The 19,737-nt window shown below is 38.7% G+C and carries 20 protein-coding genes and 1 pseudogene; 18 read left to right on the plus strand and 3 right to left on the minus strand.

The window, feature by feature from the left end; all coding sequences use genetic code 11:
- The first annotated feature begins 276 nt into the window (after window positions 1–276).
- From QU01_RS01460 to QU01_RS01470, 3 genes are all read left to right on the plus strand, one after another.
- Window positions 277–1,794, plus strand: coding sequence for a catalase (locus tag QU01_RS01460; RefSeq protein ID WP_033761859.1), 1,518 nt, complete (start codon window positions 277–279; stop codon window positions 1,792–1,794).
- Between the two features lie 144 nt (window positions 1,795–1,938).
- Window positions 1,939–2,814: a twin-arginine translocation signal domain-containing protein gene (locus tag QU01_RS01465; RefSeq protein ID WP_033761857.1), complete on the plus strand. Its 876-nt coding sequence runs from the start codon at window positions 1,939–1,941 to the stop codon at window positions 2,812–2,814.
- A gap of 84 nt (window positions 2,815–2,898) precedes the next feature.
- Window positions 2,899–3,114: a hypothetical protein gene (locus QU01_RS01470; RefSeq protein WP_001206523.1), complete on the plus strand. Its 216-nt coding sequence runs from the start codon at window positions 2,899–2,901 to the stop codon at window positions 3,112–3,114.
- A 57-nt stretch (window positions 3,115–3,171) separates the two neighbouring features.
- Here the strand turns inward: QU01_RS01470 and QU01_RS01475 are convergent, their stop codons facing one another.
- On the minus strand, window positions 3,172–3,501 hold the full coding sequence (locus QU01_RS01475; RefSeq protein ID WP_033761855.1) for a zinc ribbon domain-containing protein YjdM: 330 nt from the start codon (window positions 3,499–3,501) through the stop codon (window positions 3,172–3,174).
- A 267-nt stretch (window positions 3,502–3,768) separates the two neighbouring features.
- On the opposite strand from QU01_RS01475, the pseudogene cdh reads away from it, so the two are divergent.
- From cdh to gmhA, 15 genes and pseudogenes are all read left to right on the plus strand, one after another.
- Window positions 3,769–4,586, plus strand: a pseudogene (gene cdh / locus QU01_RS01480) (CDP-diacylglycerol diphosphatase).
- Between the two features lie 201 nt (window positions 4,587–4,787).
- On the plus strand, window positions 4,788–6,944 hold the full coding sequence (gene flgE / locus QU01_RS01485; RefSeq protein ID WP_033621383.1) for a flagellar hook protein FlgE: 2,157 nt from the start codon (window positions 4,788–4,790) through the stop codon (window positions 6,942–6,944).
- Between the two features lie 58 nt (window positions 6,945–7,002).
- Entirely contained in the window at window positions 7,003–7,356 is a 354-nt protein-coding gene (hypA, locus tag QU01_RS01490) for a hydrogenase/urease nickel incorporation protein HypA (protein ID WP_000545280.1), read from the plus strand.
- A gap of 6 nt (window positions 7,357–7,362) precedes the next feature.
- Window positions 7,363–7,824 carry a nickel-binding protein Mua gene (gene mua, locus QU01_RS01495; protein ID WP_033761851.1) on the plus strand — a complete coding sequence of 154 codons (462 nt, stop codon included), beginning with the start codon at window positions 7,363–7,365 and terminating at the stop codon, window positions 7,822–7,824.
- On the plus strand, window positions 7,824–8,906 hold the full coding sequence (gene lpxB, locus QU01_RS01500; RefSeq protein WP_033761849.1) for a lipid-A-disaccharide synthase: 1,083 nt from the start codon (window positions 7,824–7,826) through the stop codon (window positions 8,904–8,906). Before mua ends, lpxB begins: the two co-directional genes overlap by 1 nt.
- 40 nt (window positions 8,907–8,946) lie before the next feature.
- Entirely contained in the window at window positions 8,947–9,441 is a 495-nt protein-coding gene (gene greA, locus QU01_RS01505; protein WP_001031343.1) for a transcription elongation factor GreA, read from the plus strand.
- Window positions 9,431–9,868 carry a dUTP diphosphatase gene (dut, locus tag QU01_RS01510; RefSeq protein ID WP_000694129.1) on the plus strand — a complete coding sequence of 146 codons (438 nt, stop codon included), beginning with the start codon at window positions 9,431–9,433 and terminating at the stop codon, window positions 9,866–9,868. The genes greA and dut overlap by 11 nt, the downstream gene beginning before the upstream one ends.
- On the plus strand, window positions 9,865–10,521 hold the full coding sequence (locus tag QU01_RS01515; protein ID WP_033761847.1) for a hypothetical protein: 657 nt from the start codon (window positions 9,865–9,867) through the stop codon (window positions 10,519–10,521). The genes dut and QU01_RS01515 overlap by 4 nt, the downstream gene beginning before the upstream one ends.
- Window positions 10,522–10,525: 4 nt before the next feature.
- Window positions 10,526–12,151: a plasminogen-binding protein PgbB gene (gene pgbB, locus QU01_RS01520; protein ID WP_033761845.1), complete on the plus strand. Its 1,626-nt coding sequence runs from the start codon at window positions 10,526–10,528 to the stop codon at window positions 12,149–12,151.
- Between the two features lie 4 nt (window positions 12,152–12,155).
- Window positions 12,156–12,827: a type III pantothenate kinase gene (locus QU01_RS01525; RefSeq protein ID WP_033761844.1), complete on the plus strand. Its 672-nt coding sequence runs from the start codon at window positions 12,156–12,158 to the stop codon at window positions 12,825–12,827.
- The gene (locus QU01_RS01530; RefSeq protein WP_033761841.1) at window positions 12,818–13,558 is read left to right on the plus strand and encodes a sulfite exporter TauE/SafE family protein; all 741 of its coding nucleotides are present in this window, start codon (window positions 12,818–12,820) and stop codon (window positions 13,556–13,558) included. The genes QU01_RS01525 and QU01_RS01530 overlap by 10 nt, the downstream gene beginning before the upstream one ends.
- Window positions 13,548–14,069 (plus strand): D-glycero-beta-D-manno-heptose 1,7-bisphosphate 7-phosphatase, encoded by a 522-nt coding sequence (gene gmhB / locus QU01_RS01535; protein ID WP_033761839.1) that lies wholly within the window; start codon window positions 13,548–13,550, stop codon window positions 14,067–14,069. Before QU01_RS01530 ends, gmhB begins: the two co-directional genes overlap by 11 nt.
- Window positions 14,070–14,077: 8 nt before the next feature.
- The gene (gene rfaD / locus QU01_RS01540; protein WP_033761836.1) at window positions 14,078–15,070 is read left to right on the plus strand and encodes an ADP-glyceromanno-heptose 6-epimerase; all 993 of its coding nucleotides are present in this window, start codon (window positions 14,078–14,080) and stop codon (window positions 15,068–15,070) included.
- A complete protein-coding gene (rfaE1, locus tag QU01_RS01545) occupies window positions 15,067–16,458 on the plus strand; it encodes a D-glycero-beta-D-manno-heptose-7-phosphate kinase (protein ID WP_033763522.1) in 1,392 nt (463 codons plus the stop codon). Before rfaD ends, rfaE1 begins: the two co-directional genes overlap by 4 nt.
- Window positions 16,451–17,029, plus strand: a complete 579-nt coding sequence (gmhA, locus tag QU01_RS01550) for a D-sedoheptulose 7-phosphate isomerase (RefSeq protein ID WP_033761831.1) — start codon at window positions 16,451–16,453, stop codon at window positions 17,027–17,029. The genes rfaE1 and gmhA overlap by 8 nt, the downstream gene beginning before the upstream one ends.
- 2 nt (window positions 17,030–17,031) lie before the next feature.
- Here the strand turns inward: gmhA and QU01_RS01555 are convergent, their stop codons facing one another.
- Entirely contained in the window at window positions 17,032–18,126 is a 1,095-nt protein-coding gene (locus QU01_RS01555; protein ID WP_033761829.1) for a hypothetical protein, read from the minus strand.
- Window positions 18,127–18,135: 9 nt separating this feature from the next.
- Window positions 18,136–19,674: an MBOAT family peptidoglycan O-acetyltransferase PatA gene (gene patA / locus QU01_RS01560; protein WP_033761906.1), complete on the minus strand. Its 1,539-nt coding sequence runs from the start codon at window positions 19,672–19,674 to the stop codon at window positions 18,136–18,138.
- Between the last annotated feature and the right edge of the window lie 63 nt (window positions 19,675–19,737).

The raw sequence follows: 19,737 nt of genomic DNA on the forward strand, positions 1-19,737 counted from the left end.
AAAAAAAAAAAAACAAATCCGTCAATGCATTGAGATAGAATAGTATGATAATTATTATTAAAACCAGATTAAAATAAAATTTTGTTTTTAATCTTTATTATTTTCATTAATTGTTACAAATAGAAATACTTAAGGGGGTTTTTTATTCTTAAAAAAAAGATTTTTTAAGGAAATTGAATCTTGTTAGTCTTTGTATAACAAATTATGTAATAATCACCACAAGTAATTGGCTTAGTGTCAGATTACGAAGATTTAAGATCAAACAAAGGAAAAAAGATGGTTAATAAAGATGTGAAACAAACCACTGCTTTTGGCGCTCCCGTTTGGGATGACAACAATGTGATTACGGCCGGCCCTAGAGGTCCTGTTTTATTACAAAGCACTTGGTTTTTGGAAAAGTTAGCGGCATTTGACAGAGAAAGGATCCCTGAAAGGGTAGTGCATGCTAAAGGAAGCGGGGCTTATGGCACTTTCACTGTGACTAAAGACATCACTAAATACACTAAAGCGAAAATTTTCTCTAAAGTGGGCAAAAAAACAGAATGCTTCTTCAGATTTTCCACTGTGGCTGGTGAAAGAGGCAGTGCGGATGCGGTAAGAGACCCTAGAGGTTTTGCGATGAAGTATTACACTGAAGAAGGTAACTGGGATTTAGTAGGGAACAACACGCCCGTTTTCTTTATCCGTGATGCGATCAAATTCCCTGATTTCATCCACACTCAAAAACGAGATCCTCAAACCAATTTGCCTAACCACGACATGGTGTGGGATTTTTGGAGTAATGTTCCTGAAAGCTTATACCAAGTAACATGGGTTATGAGCGATAGAGGGATCCCTAAATCTTTCCGCCACATGGATGGTTTTGGCAGCCACACTTTCAGTCTTATCAACGCTAAAGGCGAACGCTTTTGGGTGAAATTCCACTTTCACACCATGCAAGGCGTTAAGCATTTGACTAATGAAGAAGCCGCAGAAATCAGAAAGCATGATCCCGATTCCAATCAAAGGGATTTATTCGATGCGATCGCTAGAGGGGATTTCCCAAAATGGAAATTAAGCATTCAAGTGATGCCAGAAGAAGATGCTAAGAAGTATCGATTCCATCCGTTTGATGTAACTAAAATTTGGTATACCCAAGATTATCCATTAATGGAAGTGGGCATTGTAGAGTTGAATAAAAATCCTGAAAACTATTTCGCAGAAGTGGAGCAAGCGGCATTCACTCCGGCTAATGTCGTTCCTGGAATTGGCTATAGCCCTGATAGGATGTTACAAGGGCGCTTGTTCTCTTATGGGGACACACACCGCTACCGCTTAGGGGTTAATTACTCTCAAATACCGGTCAATAAACCAAGGTGTCCGTTCCACTCTTCTAGCAGAGATGGTTACATGCAAAACGGATACTACGGCTCTTTGCAAAACTATACGCCTAGCTCATTGCCTGGCTATAAAGAAGATAAGAGTGCGAGAGATCCTAAGTTCAACTTAGCTCATATTGAGAAAGAGTTTGAAGTGTGGAATTGGGATTACAGAGCTGATGATAGCGATTACTACACCCAACCAGGTGATTACTACCGCTCATTGCCAGCTGATGAAAAAGAAAGGTTGCATGACACTATTGGAGAGTCTTTGGCTCATGTTACCCATAAGGAAATTGTGGATAAACAATTGGAGCATTTCAAGAAAGCTGACCCCAAATACGCTGAGGGAGTTAAAAAAGCTCTTGAAAAACACCAAAAAATGATGAAAGACATGCATGGAAAAGACATGCACCACACAAAAAAGAAAAAGTAACCCTTTTCTTTAAGCGTTCTTATTTTTTAGGAACGCTTTGTCTTTCAAAATTTAGGTTTTTGGATACTCATCAATCCTTTGGTGGTGTGTCCTACTTTTTCATTCATTCAACGAATTTAAAAATTACAATAAAGAGTTATAGTTATGAAACGAAGGGATTTTATTAAAACGACTGCTTTAGGTGCTACAGGTGCTGTTTTAGGAGCACAGATTTTGCAGGCAGAAGAAAGCAAAGGGAGTGTTGCAAAATATAAAATAGAAGCTCAATACAGCATTGATTTTGATTCTGCAGAACACACTTCGCTTTTCATTCCCATGCCGAGTGTTGTAGCGAGCAATGTGCATTTACAAGGCAACCATGCCAGCTATAAAAGCATGCTCAATTTTGGAGTGCCTTATTTGCAAGTGGATTTTTTAAAAAGCGCTCAAAAAAAGCAAGTCCATTTGTCTTATGAGATCGCTAGCTATCAATTGAATGAGCGTTTGTTTGAAACGAGCGATTTTGTAGCAATGGGGCGTTATGAAAGAGACGATGCGAGCGTGGCTAACATTGCCAATCAGCTCAAGGGAACAACCCCTAAAGAAAGCGTCCATAACTTTTATGCGTTCATCAAGCATGAGATGCCCAAGAGACAAAAGGCTCTAGAGGGTAAAGAAAATTTGCCTAAACGAGATAGTTTGCCTTGGTTTGCAACCATTTCACAAGAGAGCATGTTTGTGTCCTTATGCCATGCGTGTGGGATTAAAAGCGCTGAAGTGCAAGGCTTGAAACTGGGTCAAAACAGCGTAGTGAAAAACGCTCCTAGAGTGGAAGTGTATTTGAAAGATTCATTTCTAGCGTTTGATTTTCAAAATAATCACAAGGAAGTCTTTATCCCGTTGAATCGCCATAAAGACATGCAGTTAGATTCTGCCTTATTGGCGACTTTTGGCGATGCCTTTGCCCTTGTAGATGGTAGGGATTTAGGCAATTACGAGAGTAAACTTTTTGAAAAAAGAGTGTCCTATACGATTGTCTAAAGGCATGAAATTTAGGAATATTCCTTGATAGCGGGCTTTCCTTTTTAGGGAGAGTTTGCAAAAAGGGTTTAAAGGGTTGTCTTTATGCGAGAATTTTTTAAGAAACTTGGCACAGAATACGCTTCTAAGTTGTTTTTGGTTTATTGGCTTAGATGGATGTTGAGCGCGTTGGTGATGCTGCCTTTTATGGAGGTTTTTTATTATTTCAATTTTCCGTTGTGGCTCAATCTTTTCTTGGGACAAACCATTGGAGCGGTGATTTTTTTCAAGCTGGATAAGTTGATTTTTTCTAAAAAATGATTTCTACAAGCTTAAAAAGCCACTAAGTTTTTCTTACTCTTAAGCTTTTGTATTTTCCTAAGCTTTTTTGAGGAATTCAGATTTTAAAGACAAACTCTGCCCTTCTATTTTACAATCCACATTGTGATCGCTATTGACAAGTTTGATGTTTTTGATTTTAGTGCCTTTTTTAAGCACTAAAGATGAGCCTTTAACCTTTAAATCCTTAATGAGAATGACCGAGTCCCCATTTTGTAAAAGATTATTATGGCAATCTTTAACGATCAATTCTTCATCATTAGCTTCATTTTCATTCCACTCATACAAACAGCTAGAGCAAATTAGTTGCGTGCCATCATGGTAGGTGTAAGCGTCGTTGCATTTAGGGCATGGAGATAAATCTTGCATGATAATCGTCCTTATTGTGGTATTAGTGTGATGATATTACCTAAATCAAGGTTATAAAACGCTTTATTTTGACAAGCACCAACCCCATAAGATCGCATGGTGAAAAATTATCGCCTGCTTAGTGCAAGCTATTTAATTTTTTAAAAAATTCTTTTAGCTTTTTTAATGTTATCAATTTAAGTTTTTCTCGTTGGTATTCAAAAAGCTCTTTCTAAAAATAGATTACCAAATGTTACTAATAAGTTAAAATTTGTTAAAATAATCATAATGATTAAAGATTTTAACCACTATTGTAGAAAAATAACAAGAGGGTTTGTAAAAACTCTCATTAAAAACAAGGAGCAAAAAAGATGAAAAAAGCGGGCTTTCTTTTTTTAGCGGTGGTAGCTATCGCTGTTATGAGTTTAAACGCTAAAGATCCGAATGTGTTGCGTAAGATTGTTTTTGAGGAATGTCTGCCTAATTATGAGAAAAATCAGAATCCTTCGCCATGCATAGAAGTCAAACCCGATGCCGGCTATGTGGTTTTAAAAGATATTAACGGCCCGTTGCAATATTTGTTGATGCCAACAACTCACATTAGCGGTATTGAAAGCCCTTTGTTGCTTGATCCTTCTACGCCTAACTTTTTTTATTTATCCTGGCAAGCGCGTGATTTTATGAGTAAAAAATACGGCAAACCCATTCCTGATAGCACGATTTCTTTGACGATCAACTCTAAAAAAGGGCGATCGCAAAACCATTTTCACATCCATATCTCTTGCATTAGCCTTGATGCACGCAAACAATTGGATAATCATCTAAAAAAAATCAACAGCCGTTGGTCGCCATTATCAGGTGGCTTGAACGGGCATAAATATTTGGTGCGTCGGGTAACAGAGAGCGAATTAGTGCAAAAAAGCCCCTTTATCATGCTTGCTAAAGAAGTGCCTAACGCGCATAAACGCATGGGAGACTATGGCTTGGCGGTGGTGCAACAAAGCGATAACTCCTTTGTCTTACTAGCGACACGATTTAACCCATTGACTTCCAATCGCGCTTCAGCTGAAGAGATTCAAGATCATGAATGCGCGATTTTGCGTTAAGGTGGGCTAGATTTTGAGCGATAACCTTTAAAAAGCGTTATGGGGGTAGTGTTACAAAACCCCCTATCCCCTTATGAATTTGACCGATCTTTTTGATTAACAAAACTTTAAAATCCGCAATCAATCGTTCTAAAAAGCTATTTAGGAACAACTTTTGCTTTGTTGTGCATAGATTGAATTTCTTTACATTAAAGGATAACCATGCTTAGGTCTTTATGGTCTGGTGTCAATGGGATGCAAGCCCACCAAATCGCTTTGGATATTGAGAGTAATAATATTGCGAACGTGAATACCACTGGTTTTAAGTATTCTAGGGCTTCTTTTGTGGATATGCTCTCTCAAGTCAAACTCATCGCTACCGCACCCTATAAAAACGGGTTGGCAGGGCAGAATGACTTTTCTGTGGGGCTTGGGGTAGGCGTGGATGCGACGACTAAAATCTTTTCACAAGGCAATATCCAAAACACAGATGTCAAAACCGATCTAGCGATTCAAGGCGATGGCTTTTTTATCATTAGCCCTGATAGGGGGATCACGCGCAATTTCACTAGAGATGGGGAGTTTCTTTTTGACTCGCAAGGGAGTTTGGTTACCACCGGCGGTCTTGTGGTGCAAGGGTGGGTGAGAAACGGGAGCGATACCGGTAATAAAGGGAGCGATACGGACGCTTTAAAAGTGGATAACACCGGCCCTTTAGAAAACATCAGAATTGATCCAGGAATGGTGATGCCAGCCAGAGCGAGCAACCGCATTTCTATGAGGGCGAATCTAAACGCTGGAAGGCATGCCGATCAAACAGCGGCGATATTCGCTTTAGATTCTTCAGCCAAAACCCCCTCAGATGGTATTAATCCGGTGTATGATTCAAGCACGAATTTAGCTCAAGTCGCCGAAGACATGGGCTCTTTATACAATGAAGATGGCGACGCTCTTTTATTGAATGAAAATCAAGGGATTTGGGTGAGCTATAAGAGTGCGAAAATGGTCAAAGACATCCTCCCTTCTGCAGAAAACAGCACGCTTGAATTGAATGGGGTTAAGATTTCTTTCACTAACGATTCTGCGGTGAGCAGGACTTCAAGCTTAGTAGCGGCGAAAAATGCGATCAATGCAGTCAAAAGCCAAACAGGGATTGAAGCTTATTTGGACGGCAAGCAATTGCGTTTGGAAAACACCAATGAATTAGACGGCGATGAAAAGCTTAAAAACATTGTGGTCACTCAAGCTGGGACCGGGGCGTTCGCTAACTTTTTAGACGGCGATAAAGATGTAACGGCTTTCAAATATAGTTATACGCATTCTATCAGCCCTAATGCGGATATTGGGCAGTTTAGGACCACTGAAGACTTGCGTGCCTTAATCCAGCATGACGCTAATATCGTTAAAGATCCTAGTTTAGCGGACAATTACCAGGACTCAGCGGCTTCTATAGGGGTTACAATCAACCAATACGGCATGTTTGAAATCAATAATAAAGACAATAAAAATGTCATTAAAGAAAATCTTAATATCTTTGTGAGCGGGTATTCTTCAGACAGCGTAACGAACAATGTTTTGTTTAAAAACGCGATGAAAGGGCTTAATACCGCTTCTTTAATTGAAGGGGGAGCGTCAGCGAGCAGTTCTAAATTCACCCACGCTACGCATGCGACAAGCATTGATGTGATAGACAGCTTAGGCACTAAACACGCCATGCGCATTGAGTTTTATAGGAGTGGGGGGGCGGAATGGAATTTTAGAGTGATCGTGCCTGAGCCTGGGGAATTAGTAGGGGGGTCAGCGGCTAGGCCTAATGTGTTTGAAGGAGGCCGTTTGCACTTCAATAATGACGGATCGCTTGCAGGCATGAACCCGCCTCTTTTGCAATTTGATCCTAAAAATGGCGCTGACGCTCCCCAACGCATCAATTTAGCCTTTGGTTCCTCAGGGAGTTTTGACGGGCTAACGAGCGTGGATAAGATTTCTGAAACTTATGCGATTGAGCAAAACGGCTACCAAGCGGGCGATTTGATGGATGTTCGCTTTGATTCAGACGGGGTGCTTTTAGGAGCGTTCAGTAATGGCAGGACTTTAGCGCTCGCTCAAGTGGCTTTAGCGAATTTCGCTAACGATGCGGGTTTACAGGCTTTAGGCGGGAATGTCTTTTCTCAAACCGGAAACTCAGGGCAAGCCTTAATCGGTGCGGCTAATACGGGGCGTAGGGGTTCGATTTCAGGATCTAAATTAGAGTCTAGTAATGTGGATTTGAGCCGGAGTTTAACGAATTTGATTGTGGTTCAAAGGGGGTTTCAAGCGAACTCTAAAGCGGTAACCACATCCGATCAAATCCTTAATACCCTATTGAATCTTAAGCAATAAACTAAAAGATTACTCTAATACAATATAATAGGGGCTAATTTAAAGATTAAGGTTTAGTATGCATGAATACTCGGTCGTTTCTTCTTTAATCGCTCTTTGCGAAGAGCATGCGAAGAAAAATCAAGCCCATAAGATTGAAAGAGTCGTGGTCGGTATTGGTGAAAGAAGCGCTATGGATAAGAGCTTGTTTGTGAGCGCGTTTGAGACTTTTAGAGAAGAATCTTTGGTGTGTAAGGACGCTATTTTAGACATTGTGGATGAAAAGGTTGAATTAGAGTGCAAGGATTGTTCGCATGTTTTTAAGCCTAATGCGCTAGATTATGGGGTGTGTGAGAAATGCCACAGCAAGAATGTTATTATCACTCAAGGCAACGAAATGCGTTTGTTGTCTTTAGAAATGTTAGCGGAATAAAAGCCGATGCAAGAAGAATTGAACGCTTACCAGCAAGAAATTGAAGACACTAGGGAAGTTTTAAAAAAAATCCGTTTGGAATTGAAGCAAGTCCAAGAAATCTTGCGTAAGAAAAAGAGCGTTTTAAAAGGTTTGAAGCAAGAAATCTATCAAAAAAAATTAGAAAAAGAAAACTCCCGCTTAAACAAAGAAACACAAAACACAGAAGAAGAATGGATTTTCCCTAAATCCCTTGAAGAAGTGGAGGTTTTCACTAGTGATAATCAGGTTATCATGGCAAAACCAAGCAAGCGCGTGTTTGATGAAGGGATTTATTTGCAATACCGCAGCGTTTTGCGCGAAAACAGGCTTTTAAAAAACCACCTCTCTAAAAAAGATTTTGAAAATTCGTTACTCAAAATTGAATTAAGGGATTTGCATAAAGAAATCAAGCTCTATCAAGTCCAAAACCTTTTGAAAGACAAATAATGCCCACGATTTTAGTGAGCGCTTTAGAAGCGAGCTCTAATGCTCATTTAGAGGCATTACGCCAAAATTTGCCTGAAGATTATCGTTTTATTGGCGTGTTTGAAGGGAAAAACGCGCTCTATAGCCCTAGGGAATTTTCTGTCATGGGTTTTAGAGATGTGATAGGCCGTTTGGGGTTTTTACTCAAAGCCCATAAAGAAATGGTCCAATTAGCCAAACAAGCGGATATGGTGCTTTTAATGGATTCTTCTTCTTTCAATATCCCCCTAGCCAAAAAAATCAAAAAACAAGACCCTCATAAAAAAATCATGTATTATATTTTACCGCAAGTTTGGGCATGGAAAAAATGGCGCGCTAAAAGCCTTGAAAAATACTGCGATTTTTTGGGAGCGATTTTGCCTTTTGAAGTGAGCTATTACCAAAAAAAAGCCCAATATGTAGGACACCCTTTATTAGATGAAATTAAATATTATAAAAAAGATATTAAGGGCGAAACTCTAGTGTTCATGCCAGGAAGCCGAAAAAGCGAAATCGCTAAAATGTTCCCTTTGTTTGTCAAAGTAGCTCAAATTTTAGAACAAAACGAAGGGTTTAAAAGGCGTGTGTTAGTGGTGCCGAGTTTCTTTAAAGGGTTGGATTTGAAAGCTCTTTATGGAGAATACATTCAATTATTTGAAATTTCTTATGATGCGCATAAGAGTTTGTTTGAAGCGGAGTTTGCGTTCATTTGCAGCGGCACAGCGACTTTAGAGGCCGCTTTGATTGGCACGCCTTTTGTGTTAGCGTATAGGGCTAAAACGATGGATTTTTTGATCGCTAGAATGTTGGTCAATTTGCATTATATAGGTTTAGCGAACATCTTTTATAACGCCCTAAATAATGAAACTCCAGGGCTTGGGGAGAGCCAATTACACCCAGAATTGATCCAACATTTTTTGAGCGTAGAGGGTTTGTTAAAAGCGTATGAAGAAATGGACAGAGAGCGCTATTTTAAAGAAAGTTTGAGATTAAGGGAATATTTAAAACATGGGAGCGCGAGAAAAGTCGCCGAAGAGATGGCTTTTTTGCTGAATTTAACTTAATTTTTACTATAATCTCTACTGAATAAGCTTAGGAGATTAAATGAATAAAGAACCTATGAGTATGCATGGATACAATAAAATTTGCGCAGAATTGAAGCAATTAAAAGAGGTGGAACGGCCTAATATTGTGAAAGAAATTGATATTGCTAGAGGGCATGGGGACTTGAAAGAAAACGCTGAATACCATGCCGCTAAAGAAAAACAACGCTTCATTGAAGCGAGAATCGTGGATTTAAGCGAAATTGTCGCTAACGCTCAAGTGATTGATCCGAGCGTTTTAGCCCATAATAAAGTGAGTTTTGGCAGCACGATTAAAATCCTTAATTTGGATAACGATAAAGAGTTTTCTTATACGATAGTAGGAAGCGTGGAGAGCGATCCGGCTAAAGGGTTGATCTCTTTTGGTTCGCCGATCGCTAAGAGCTTGATCGGTAAGAGCAAGGGCGATGCGGTGAGTATTCAATTGCCTAATGGCGAGAGCGATTTTGAAATTTTAGACATTTATTATAAAGAGATTTGTTTTGATGAAAATTAAAATCCAAAAAATCCACCCAAACGCCCTTATTCCTGAATACCAAACCGAGGGTTCTTCAGGCTTTGATTTGCACGCTGTAGAAGAAGTAATGATCAAACCTCATAGCGTGGGGTTGGTGAAAATAGGGATTTGTTTGTCTTTAGAAGTGGGGTATGAATTGCAAGTGCGCACCCGTAGCGGTTTGGCTTTGAACCATCAGGTGATGGTGTTGAATTCTCCTGGCACGGTGGATAATGATTATAGGGGTGAAATTAAGGTCATTTTAGCGAATTTGAGCGATAAAGATTTTAAAGTTCAAGTAGGGGATAGGATCGCTCAAGGGGTGGTTCAAAAAACTTATAAAGCCGAATTTATAGAATGCGAACGATTAGATGAAACTTCAAGGGGTAGCGGGGGGTTTGGCAGCACAGGAGTGAGCAAGGCATGAATATTAAGGAAAATTTAGAGCAAGTTAAAAACGAATTCAAAAGCGATGAAAAGCTTTTAGAGGGGGCGTTTAGGTTAGAAAAGTTTTTCAAACGCTACAAGTGGGTGTTGTTGTTTATTGTGGTGGCTTTTATCGCTTATTTAGGGGATACGAAATTGCAAGATTATAAGCATGAGCAAACTAGAGAGCGAATCACTCAAATTTATAATGAAGTGCTAGAGAGCCCTAATAATATAGCCTTGCAAAAAAGATTGAAAGAAGTCGCCCCAGAGTTGTATGACTTGTATCAGTTCGCCAGAGCGAGTGAGAGGAACGATGCAAACGAGTTTAAAAAACTTTCGCAATCTTCTAATGAAATCGTTAAAACTTTTGCAGAGTATTCTTACGCATCGCTCTCTAGAGATAAAAACCTGCTTAAAAAAAGCCCCATCCTTAAAGAAATGAGCGCTTTACAAGAAGTGAACTTGTTGTATGAAGAAAATTCTAAAGACGCAATCAAAAAAGCACATCAAAGTTTATCCACTATCCCTCTAAGTTCTTCACTCTATGCTATAATCTCTGTTTTAAAACACTATGGAATGTTAGAAGATATTCAACAAAACCCTTCCAAACCAACCAATCTAAAGAAAGAAACCATTCAAGGAACGCATTGATTTGATGAATAAACCATTTTTAATCTTACTCATAGCCCTAATTGCCTTTAGCGGCTGTAACATGAGAAAATATTTCAAACCCGCTAAACACCAAGTTAAAGGCGAAGCGTATTTCCCTAACCATTTGCAAGAAAGTATCGTTTCATCTAATCGTTATGGAGCCATTTTGAAAAATGGAGCGGTTATAGGCGATAAAGGTTTAACGCAGCTAAGAATCGGTAAGAACTTCAATTACGAAAGCAGTTTTTTAAATGAGAGTCAAGGGTTTTTCATCCTTGCGCAAGATTGTTTGAACAAGATTGATAAAAAAACAAGCAAAAACAAGGTGGCTAAAAGTGAGGAAACGGAGCTGAAATTAAAGGGCGTTGAAGCGGAAGTCCAAGATAAAGTCTGTCATCAAGTGGAATTGATTAGCAATAACCCTAACGCCAGCCAACAATCTATCGTTATCCCTTTGGAAACTTTTGCCTTGAGCGCGAGCGTTAAAGGGAATCTTTTAGCGGTGGTGTTAGCGGACAATTCAGCGAATTTATACGACATCACTTCTCAAAAATTGCTTTTTAGCGAGAAAGGTTCCCCGAGCACCACGATCAATTCTTTAATGGCGATGCCTATTTTTATGGATACGGTCGTGGTGTTCCCTATGTTAGATGGGCGCTTGTTGGTCGTGGATTATGTGCATGGAAACCCTACGCCTATTAGAAACATTGTTATCAGCAGCGATAAGTTTTTTAACAATATCACTTACCTTATCGTAGATGGCAATAACATGATCGCTTCTACAGGAAAAAGAATACTCTCAGTCGTGAGCGGTCAAGAGTTCAACTATGATGGGGATATTGTGGATTTGCTTTATGATAAGGGGACTTTATACGTGCTCACGCTAGACGGGCAGATTTTGCAAATGGATAAGAGTTTGAGGGAATTAAACAGCGTGAAACTGCCCTTTGCTTCGCTCAATACCATTGTATTAAACCATAATAAATTGTATTCTTTAGAAAAGCGTGGGTATGTGATAGAGGTGGATTTGAATGATTTTGATTCGTATAATGTCTATAAAACGCCGTCTATAGGCAGTTTTAAGTTTTTTTCATCCAATCGTTTGGATAAAGGGGTGTTTTATGATAAAAATCGGGTGTATTACGATCGTTACTATTTAGATTATAACGATTTTAAACCAAAACTTTATCCCGTTGTGGAAAAATCTGCATCTAAAAAATCTCAAAAAGGCGAAAAAGGGAACGCTCCTATTTATTTGCAAGAAAGGCATAAAGCTAAAGAAAAGCCTTTAGAAGAAAACAAAGTTAAGCCAAGAAATAGCGGGTTTGAAGAGGAAGAAGTTAAAACCAGAAGGCCTGAGCCTATTAAGGATCAAAATAACGCTATCCAAAAAGGCATAAAAGAAAATCAAGAAAACAAAAACGCTCCTGCTTTAAAAGAAAACGCCGCTAAAAAAGAAGCGCCAAAACCAAATTCTAAAGAAGAAAAACGCCGCTTGAAAGAAGAAAAGAAAAAAGCCAAAGCCGAACAAAGAGCGAGAGAATTTGAACAAAGAGCGAGAGAGCATCAAGAAAGAGATGAAAAAGAGCTTGAAGAAAGAAGAAAAGCTTTAGAAATGAATAAGAAGTGAGTCTATGCCAGCTAGGCAATCTTTTACAGATTTGAAAAACCTGGTTTTATGCGATATAGGTAATACGCACATCCATTTTGCACAAAACTACCAGCTCTTTTCAAGCACTAAAGAAGATTTAAAGCGTTTGGGTATTCAAAAGGAAATTTTTTACATTAGTGTGAATGAAGAAAATGAAAAAGCCCTTTTGAATTGTTACCCTAACGCTAAAAATATTGCAGGGTTTTTTCATTTAGAAACCGACTATATAGGGCTTGGGATAGACCGGCAAATGGCGTGTTTGGCGGTAAATAATGGCGTGGTGGTGGATGCTGGGAGCGCGATTACGATTGATTTAATCAAAGAGGGCAAGCATTTGGGAGGGTGTATTTTGCCCGGTTTAGCCCAATATATTCATGCGTATAAAAAAAGCGCTAAAATCTTAGATCAACCTTTCAAAGCCTTAGATTCTTTAGAAGTTTTACCTAAAAACACCAGAGACGCTGTGAATTATGGCATGATTTTGAGCGTCATTGCTTGTATCCAGCATTTAGCCAAAAACCAAAAAATCTATCTTTGTGGGGGCGATGCGAAGTATTTGAGCGCGTTTTTATCTCATTCTGTTTGCAAGGAGCGTTTGGTTTTTGACGGGATGGAAATCGCTCTTAAAAAAGCAGGGATACTAGAATGCAAATGATGCAGAATTTGAGTTTTTTGGGCATGTTTTTAGCCGCTTTGAGCATGTCTTTAGGGCATTGTGTGGGCATGTGTGGGGGGATTGTGAGCGCGTTTAGTCAAATAAGATTTTCTAAAGTTACAAGCTTTTCTTACCAGCTCACTTGCCATGCCCTTTATAATATAGGGAGGATCAGCACCTACATGCTCTTAGGGGCTATAACGGCAGGTTTAGGGCATAGTCTTAGTGTGAGCATGGGCTTTAGGGGTGTTTTATTGATGAGTATGGGAGTTGTTTTAATCCTTTTAGCGCTCTTGGGAGCTAAAGCGGAAAAATTAAGCTTTCAAATCCCTTTTATCTCTTTTTTGATGAAAAAAACCTTGCAATCTCAAAACATTCTAGGGCTGTATTTCTTAGGCGTGTTGAACGGGTTTTTACCTTGCATGATGGTGTATTCGTTTTTAGCGAGCGTGATTCTCAGTCATAGTGCGTTTATGGGAGCGATGCTAGGCCTTTCTTTTGGGCTTGGCACTAGCGTGCCGTTGTTTTTAATGGGGATTTTTTTGAGCAAGATTTCCATTTCTTACAGGAAATTTTTCAATCTTTTGTCTAAAGGTTTAATGGGGGTTTTTGGGCTTTATGTCCTTTATATGGGGATCATGCTCATTAATCATAAAATGCCTCATGCGATGCATCATCAAAACAACACCACTCAGCATGATCATAAAGGAGCGCATTCGCATGAACACTAACAAAGCCCTTTTTTTGGATAGAGACGGCATTATCAATATTGATAAAGGCTATGTGAGTCAAAAAGAAGATTTTGAGTTTCAAAAAGGGATTTTTGAATTACTAAAACATGCGAAATCTTTAGGCTACAAACTGCTTTTAATCACCAACCAATCTGGGATCAACCGGGGCTATTACACCCTTAAAGATTTTGAACAACTCACTGAATACCTCCAAGAAAGCTTGCTTAAAGAATTAGGTTTTAATCTAGATGGCATCTATTTTTGCAGGCACGCCCCAGAAGAAAATTGCGCTTGCAGGAAGCCAAAGCCCTCTTTGATTTTACAAGCCGCTAAAGAGCATCAAATTTGCTTGGATCAATCTTTTATGATAGGCGATAAAGAGAGCGACATGTTAGCCGGCTTGAACGCTAAAGTTAAAAATAACCTTTTATTGAGCTCAAATTTTTTAAAAACTCCTCATTCTTGGGTACAATGTAAAGATCTTAAAGAGATGATGGAACTAATCAAATAAGGATAGTAATGCGTTATATTGATGATGGATTAGAAAATCAAACGATTTTAATCACCGGTGGGGCTGGCTTTGTAGGCAGTAATTTGGCCTTTTATTTTCAAGAGAACCACCCTAAAGCTAAAGTAGTCATTTTGGATAAATTCCGCAGTAACACGCTTTTCAGTAATAACCGCCCCAGTTCTCTAGGGCATTTTAAGAATTTAATCGGTTTTAAGGGTGAAGTGATCACGGCTGACATTAATAACCCCTTAGATTTAAGGCGTTTAGAAAAATTGCATTTTGATTATTTGTTCCACCAAGCGGCTGTCTCTGATACGACCATGCTCAATCAAGAATTAGTGATGAAAACCAATTATCAGGCTTTTTTAAACCTTTTAGAAATCGCTCGATCAAAAAAGGCTAAAGTGGTTTACGCTTCTTCAGCGGGCGTTTATGGCAACACCAAAGCCCCCAATGTGGTGGGCAAAAACGAAAGCCCTGAAAATGTTTATGGCTTTTCCAAGCTTTGCATGGACGAATTTGTCCTCTCTCATTCAAATGACAATATTCAAGTGGGCTTAAGGTATTTTAATGTCTATGGGCCCAGAGAATTTTATAAAGAAAAAACCGCTTCCATGGTTTTGCAGCTTGCTTTGCAAGCGATGGCGTTTAAGGAAGTCAAGCTTTTTGAATTTGGCGAGCAATTAAGGGATTTTGTCTATATTGAAGACGTGATCCAAGCGAATGTGAAAGCGATGAAGGCTCAAAAAAGCGGGGTTTATAATGTGGGCTATTCGCAAGCCAGAAGTTATAATGAAATCGTTAGCATTTTAAAAGAGCATTTAGGGGATTTTAAAGTGAGCTATATTAAAAACCCTTATGCTTTCTTCCAAAAGCACACCCAAGCGCACATTGAGCCTACTATTTTGGATTTAGATTACACCCCTTTATATGATTTGGAAAGCGGCATTAAAGATTATTTGCCCCATATCCATGCGATTTTTAAAGGACAGCACGCATGAAAAAAATCTTAGTCGTAGGCGATCTAATCGCTGATTATTACCTGTGGGGGAAGAGCGAACGCCTTTCGCCTGAAGCCCCTGTACCTGTTTTAGAAGTCAAAAAAGAGAGCAAGAATTTAGGCGGAGCGGCCAATGTGGCTAATAACCTCACCTCTTTAAAAGCTAAAGTTTTTTTATGTGGGGTCGTGGGCGATGATTTAGAGGGCGAACATTTTTTGAACGCTCTCAAAGCCAGGAATATTGACACTTCAGGCGTTTTAACAGATAAAACCCGTTGCACCACGCTCAAGACGCGCATCATCGCGCAAAACCAGCAAATCGTGCGCGTGGATAAGGAAATCAAAGACCCCTTAAACGCTGATTTAAGAAAAAAACTTTTAGATTTTTTCACAGAAAAAATTAAAGAAATAGATGGCGTTATCCTTTCAGATTACAATAAGGGCGTGTTGGATTTTGAACTCACTCAAACACTGATCGCTCTAGCCAACCAACACCGCAAGCTTATTTTATGCGACCCTAAAGGGAAGGATTATAGCAAATATTCTCATGCGAGTTTGATCACGCCTAATCGTGCGGAATTAGAGCATGCGCTCCATTTGAAGTTGGACAGCCATGCGAATTTATCAAAAGCGCTCCAAATCTTAAAAGAAACTTATCAAATCGCTATGCCTTTAGTCACTTTGAGCGAACAAGGCATCGCTTTTTTAGAAAAAGGCGAGCTAGTCAATTGCCCCACTATCGCTAAAGAGGTTTATGATGTCACGGGAGCTGGCGATACGGTGATCGCGTCTTTAACGCTCTCTTTATTAGAATCAAAGAGCCTAAAAGATGCTTGCGAGTTTGCCAATGCGGCGGCGGTGGTGGTGGTGGGTAAAATGGGGAGTGCGTTAGCGAGTTTAGAAGAAATCGCTTTGATTTTAAACCAAACGCACCCTAAAATCCTCCCTTTAGAAAAGCTGTTAGAAACTTTAGAACACCATCAGCAAAAAATCGTTTTCACCAATGGCTGTTTTGACCTCCTCCATAAAGGGCATGCGAGTTATTTGCAAAAGGCTAAAGCTTTAGGGGATATTCTCATTGTGGGGTTAAATAGCGATAATTCCATTAAAAGGCTTAAGGGGGATAAACGCCCCATAGTGAGCGAAAAAGACAGAGCGTTTCTTTTAGCGAGTTTGTCTTGCGTGGATTATGTCGTGGTATTTGAAGAAGACACGCCCATCAAATTAATTCAAGCCCTAAAGCCTGATATTTTAGTCAAGGGAGCAGACTATCTCAATAAAGAAATCATAGGGAGCGAGTTTGCTAAAGAAACCCGCTTGATGGAGTTTGAAGAAGGTTATTCCACAAGCACTATCATAGAAAAAATTAAAAGGACATGCAATGATTGATGGTTTGATTCAAAAAGAATTTTTAGCCCATAAGGAAGCGTTAGAAAAAAGTTTAGAAAGTTTGCAAGAAGCGTTAAAACAAAGCGTTCGTCTTTTGATAGAAACTTTAGAAAATCAAGGGAAAATCCTTATTTGCGGTAACGGGGGGAGTGCTAGCGATGCGCAGCATTTTGCCGCTGAATTGACCGGGCGCTATAGACTAGAAAGGAAAGGCTTGAGCGCAATAAGTTTAAGCACGGATACCTCAGCCCTTACCGCCATTGCGAACGATTATGGTTATGAAGAAGTGTTTGCCAGACAAGTGGAAGCGTTGGGGGTAAAAAACGATGTTTTGATAGGGATTTCTACAAGCGGTAATTCCAAAAATGTCCTAAAAGCTTATGAAAAAGCCAAAGATTTAGGGATGAAAACGCTTAGCTTAGTGGGGCGTGATGGGGGGAAAATGAAGCCTTTAAGCGATATGGCTTTGATTGTCCCTAGCGATGACACCCCACGAATCCAAGAAATGCACATTCTTATGATCCACATCTTATGCGATTGCATTGAAAGGCATTTCGCTCATAAAAGTTAGCCCTAATTTTGGATTTCTTTAGGGATTTGATAGTTTTCTATCGTTTGGATGAGTTGTTGCTTGAAGGAATCAATGTTATTGGGAGTGAGTAGGTATTTCTTGCTCGCTATGGCTTGCAAGACTTCTTTGGAACCTATGGGATCATAATGCCCTATATCCTTATAGCGTTTTATCTCTTTAGCTAATGGCATGGTGCGTAGGTCATGGATTTCTACATTAGGGTATTTTAAAAGCGCTTTTAAGGCGTTGTGGATGGCGTTTAAATTGCGCGTTAAAATGGTATGGTTATAAACCTTATATTTTAAAAGCGAGTCCGTTCTTGTCCATAAAATAAAATGTTTATCGCTGTGTTTTTGAATAAAATCCCCTAGCTGTTTGGTGATTTTATAAGCATTTTCTTCATCTATGGCTAATTGATTAGGATTTTTTAACGCTGATAAATAGGATCTTTTCACATTATCCAGCGTATAGTCATAGGGGTTATTATGACCAAACATGAAATTATAATCATAACGATTTAAAACGCTATTGCAAAAATCATATAATTGGAACCAAGAATTGAGTTTGCAAAAAGATTTTTCTTTAATTTTGAGGTAATCTTTAGAAAAGTAGAACAATACGTTTTTAAAGACTCTAAATTTGTATAAATACACAAAACCTCCAGTAAAATAGGGGTATTCAAAAAAGTATTTGGATTCCTTGTTCAAAATAAATTCAAAAAAAGCCAAATCCATGGCAACGGTATTGACTGGTTGGTGCTTGAAAGCAAAAGGAAGCAATGATAATATTTCTCCAATATTCATGCCAGAGACGGTGAGTTTGATAGGATCTTTCAACCCCAACAAGTCATGGATGTCTTTTAAACTAAAATTCAAGCTTATGCTTGTTCCTATTAACAAGCTGTTATAAGGGTAATGCTTGATCACTCCTTCAAAATGCGATAAATTCGCCCCAACTCTTTCATGCCAATCAATGGGGTATTTTGCTTTCCTGAAATACTCAAAAGGATCGATTAGGTAATTAAACAATCCAACGCTTATAAGAAGAGAGAGACAAAAAGAAACAATGATTAAAGTCTGTTTTTTATAAAATTCTATAGCAGTGTCCTAAAAATTAAAATACAAAAATACCGATTGAGAACTGGCAAAAATAAATAAAAAACCTACAGAGAGCAACAAACAAGTGCTTGTTGTTTTAATCCAATCCATTTGATTGGATTGGTATAAATGGGAACTATTCTTTAAACAAAAAGAGATGATTACCATCAAAACACACATTTTGAATGTGGGGGATGCATACATCATGGTGTGCATGATCATGTTATCATTGACACGATTTAAAAACTCTGATGTCTCTTGTGAAAGATGACAAAGCGAAACGCCATTCAAACCAACCATCCCCTTTAAAACCTTCAAAGCGCTTTCTAAATTTTTGGCTCTAAAAAACACCCATGCAAGATTGATGAAATTAAAAGTGATGAGCCATGCTAAAATCTTTGGCATAGTGAAATGGAATTTTCTAGCGGCATGAGAATACGCTCTATGAACGCTCAAAGCAATCCCATGCAATAGCCCCCAAATGATAAAAGTCCAACCAGCCCCATGCCAAAACCCCCCAATCAAAAACACTAAAATTAAATTCCTATACACGATTAATTCTTTCACCCTATTACCCCCTAAAGGGATATACAAATACTCTTTTAAGAAGCGGCTCAAAGTGATATGCCACCTCCTCCAAAAATCTTGGATATTCAAAGCCTTATAGGGGCTATTGAAATTGATAGGGAGTTTGATATTAAAAAAGAGGGCAATGCCTATAGCCATATCACAATAACCGCTAAAATCAAAATACAGCTGGAACGAATAAGATAAAGACGCCATCCATGCTTGAATAAAACTTAAGCTAGCCGCCTTATCAAATCCAAAATCAGCAAAATGAGCGGTATTATCCGCAATCACGACCTTTTTAAACAAACCGATAGAAAAGATAAACAAGCCTAAAGCGATATTTCTGTAATTCAAAAATTGATTGTTTTTATCTTTAAATTGAGGCATCATCTCACTATGATGCACAATGGGTCCTGCAATGAGTTGAGGGAAGAAACTCACAAATAAAGCGTAATCTAAAAAATGCGAAAATGAAAAAAATGAAGTAGGGGGATTTAATAAAATAGGAGCGTTTTCACTCTCTCTCTCTCTCGTTTTGGGCTGCATGATTTGATTTTGCTTATAAGTGTCCATCAAGTAAGCGATTTGTTGCAAAGTGAAAAAGCTGATCGCTAAAGGCAAGATTAAATGCAAGGTTTCAAAATGGCTCTTCCATATTAGATTGAAATTGGTTAAGAAAAAATCAGTGTATTTGAAAAATCCTAAAAGTGAAACATTAGCGATCAAGCCCAAAATAAGCCATAATCTTTTATATGCATTGGGCTGGGTGATTTTCAAAGCCACAAAATAATTAAAAATAATAGAGCCAACCAATAAGGGCAAATACTTCACATTCCAAAAAGCATAAAAAAACAAACTAGCCAATACGAGCCATAGTTTAGGGAACAGGGGATTTTTAGCATAAGCTTGCAAGATAAAATACCCTAAAAAGACAACAGGCAAAAAAGCAAAGATGAATAACGGCGTGTTGAATAACAAAACAAATACCCTTAAGATTGAGATGATGGAAGCTAACATTATATAAAAAAAAAAAAATGATCC

Origin of the sequence: Helicobacter pylori SA221C, from assembly GCF_000476855.1 — a bacterium.
Classification (GTDB): domain Bacteria; phylum Campylobacterota; class Campylobacteria; order Campylobacterales; family Helicobacteraceae; genus Helicobacter; species Helicobacter pylori_DK.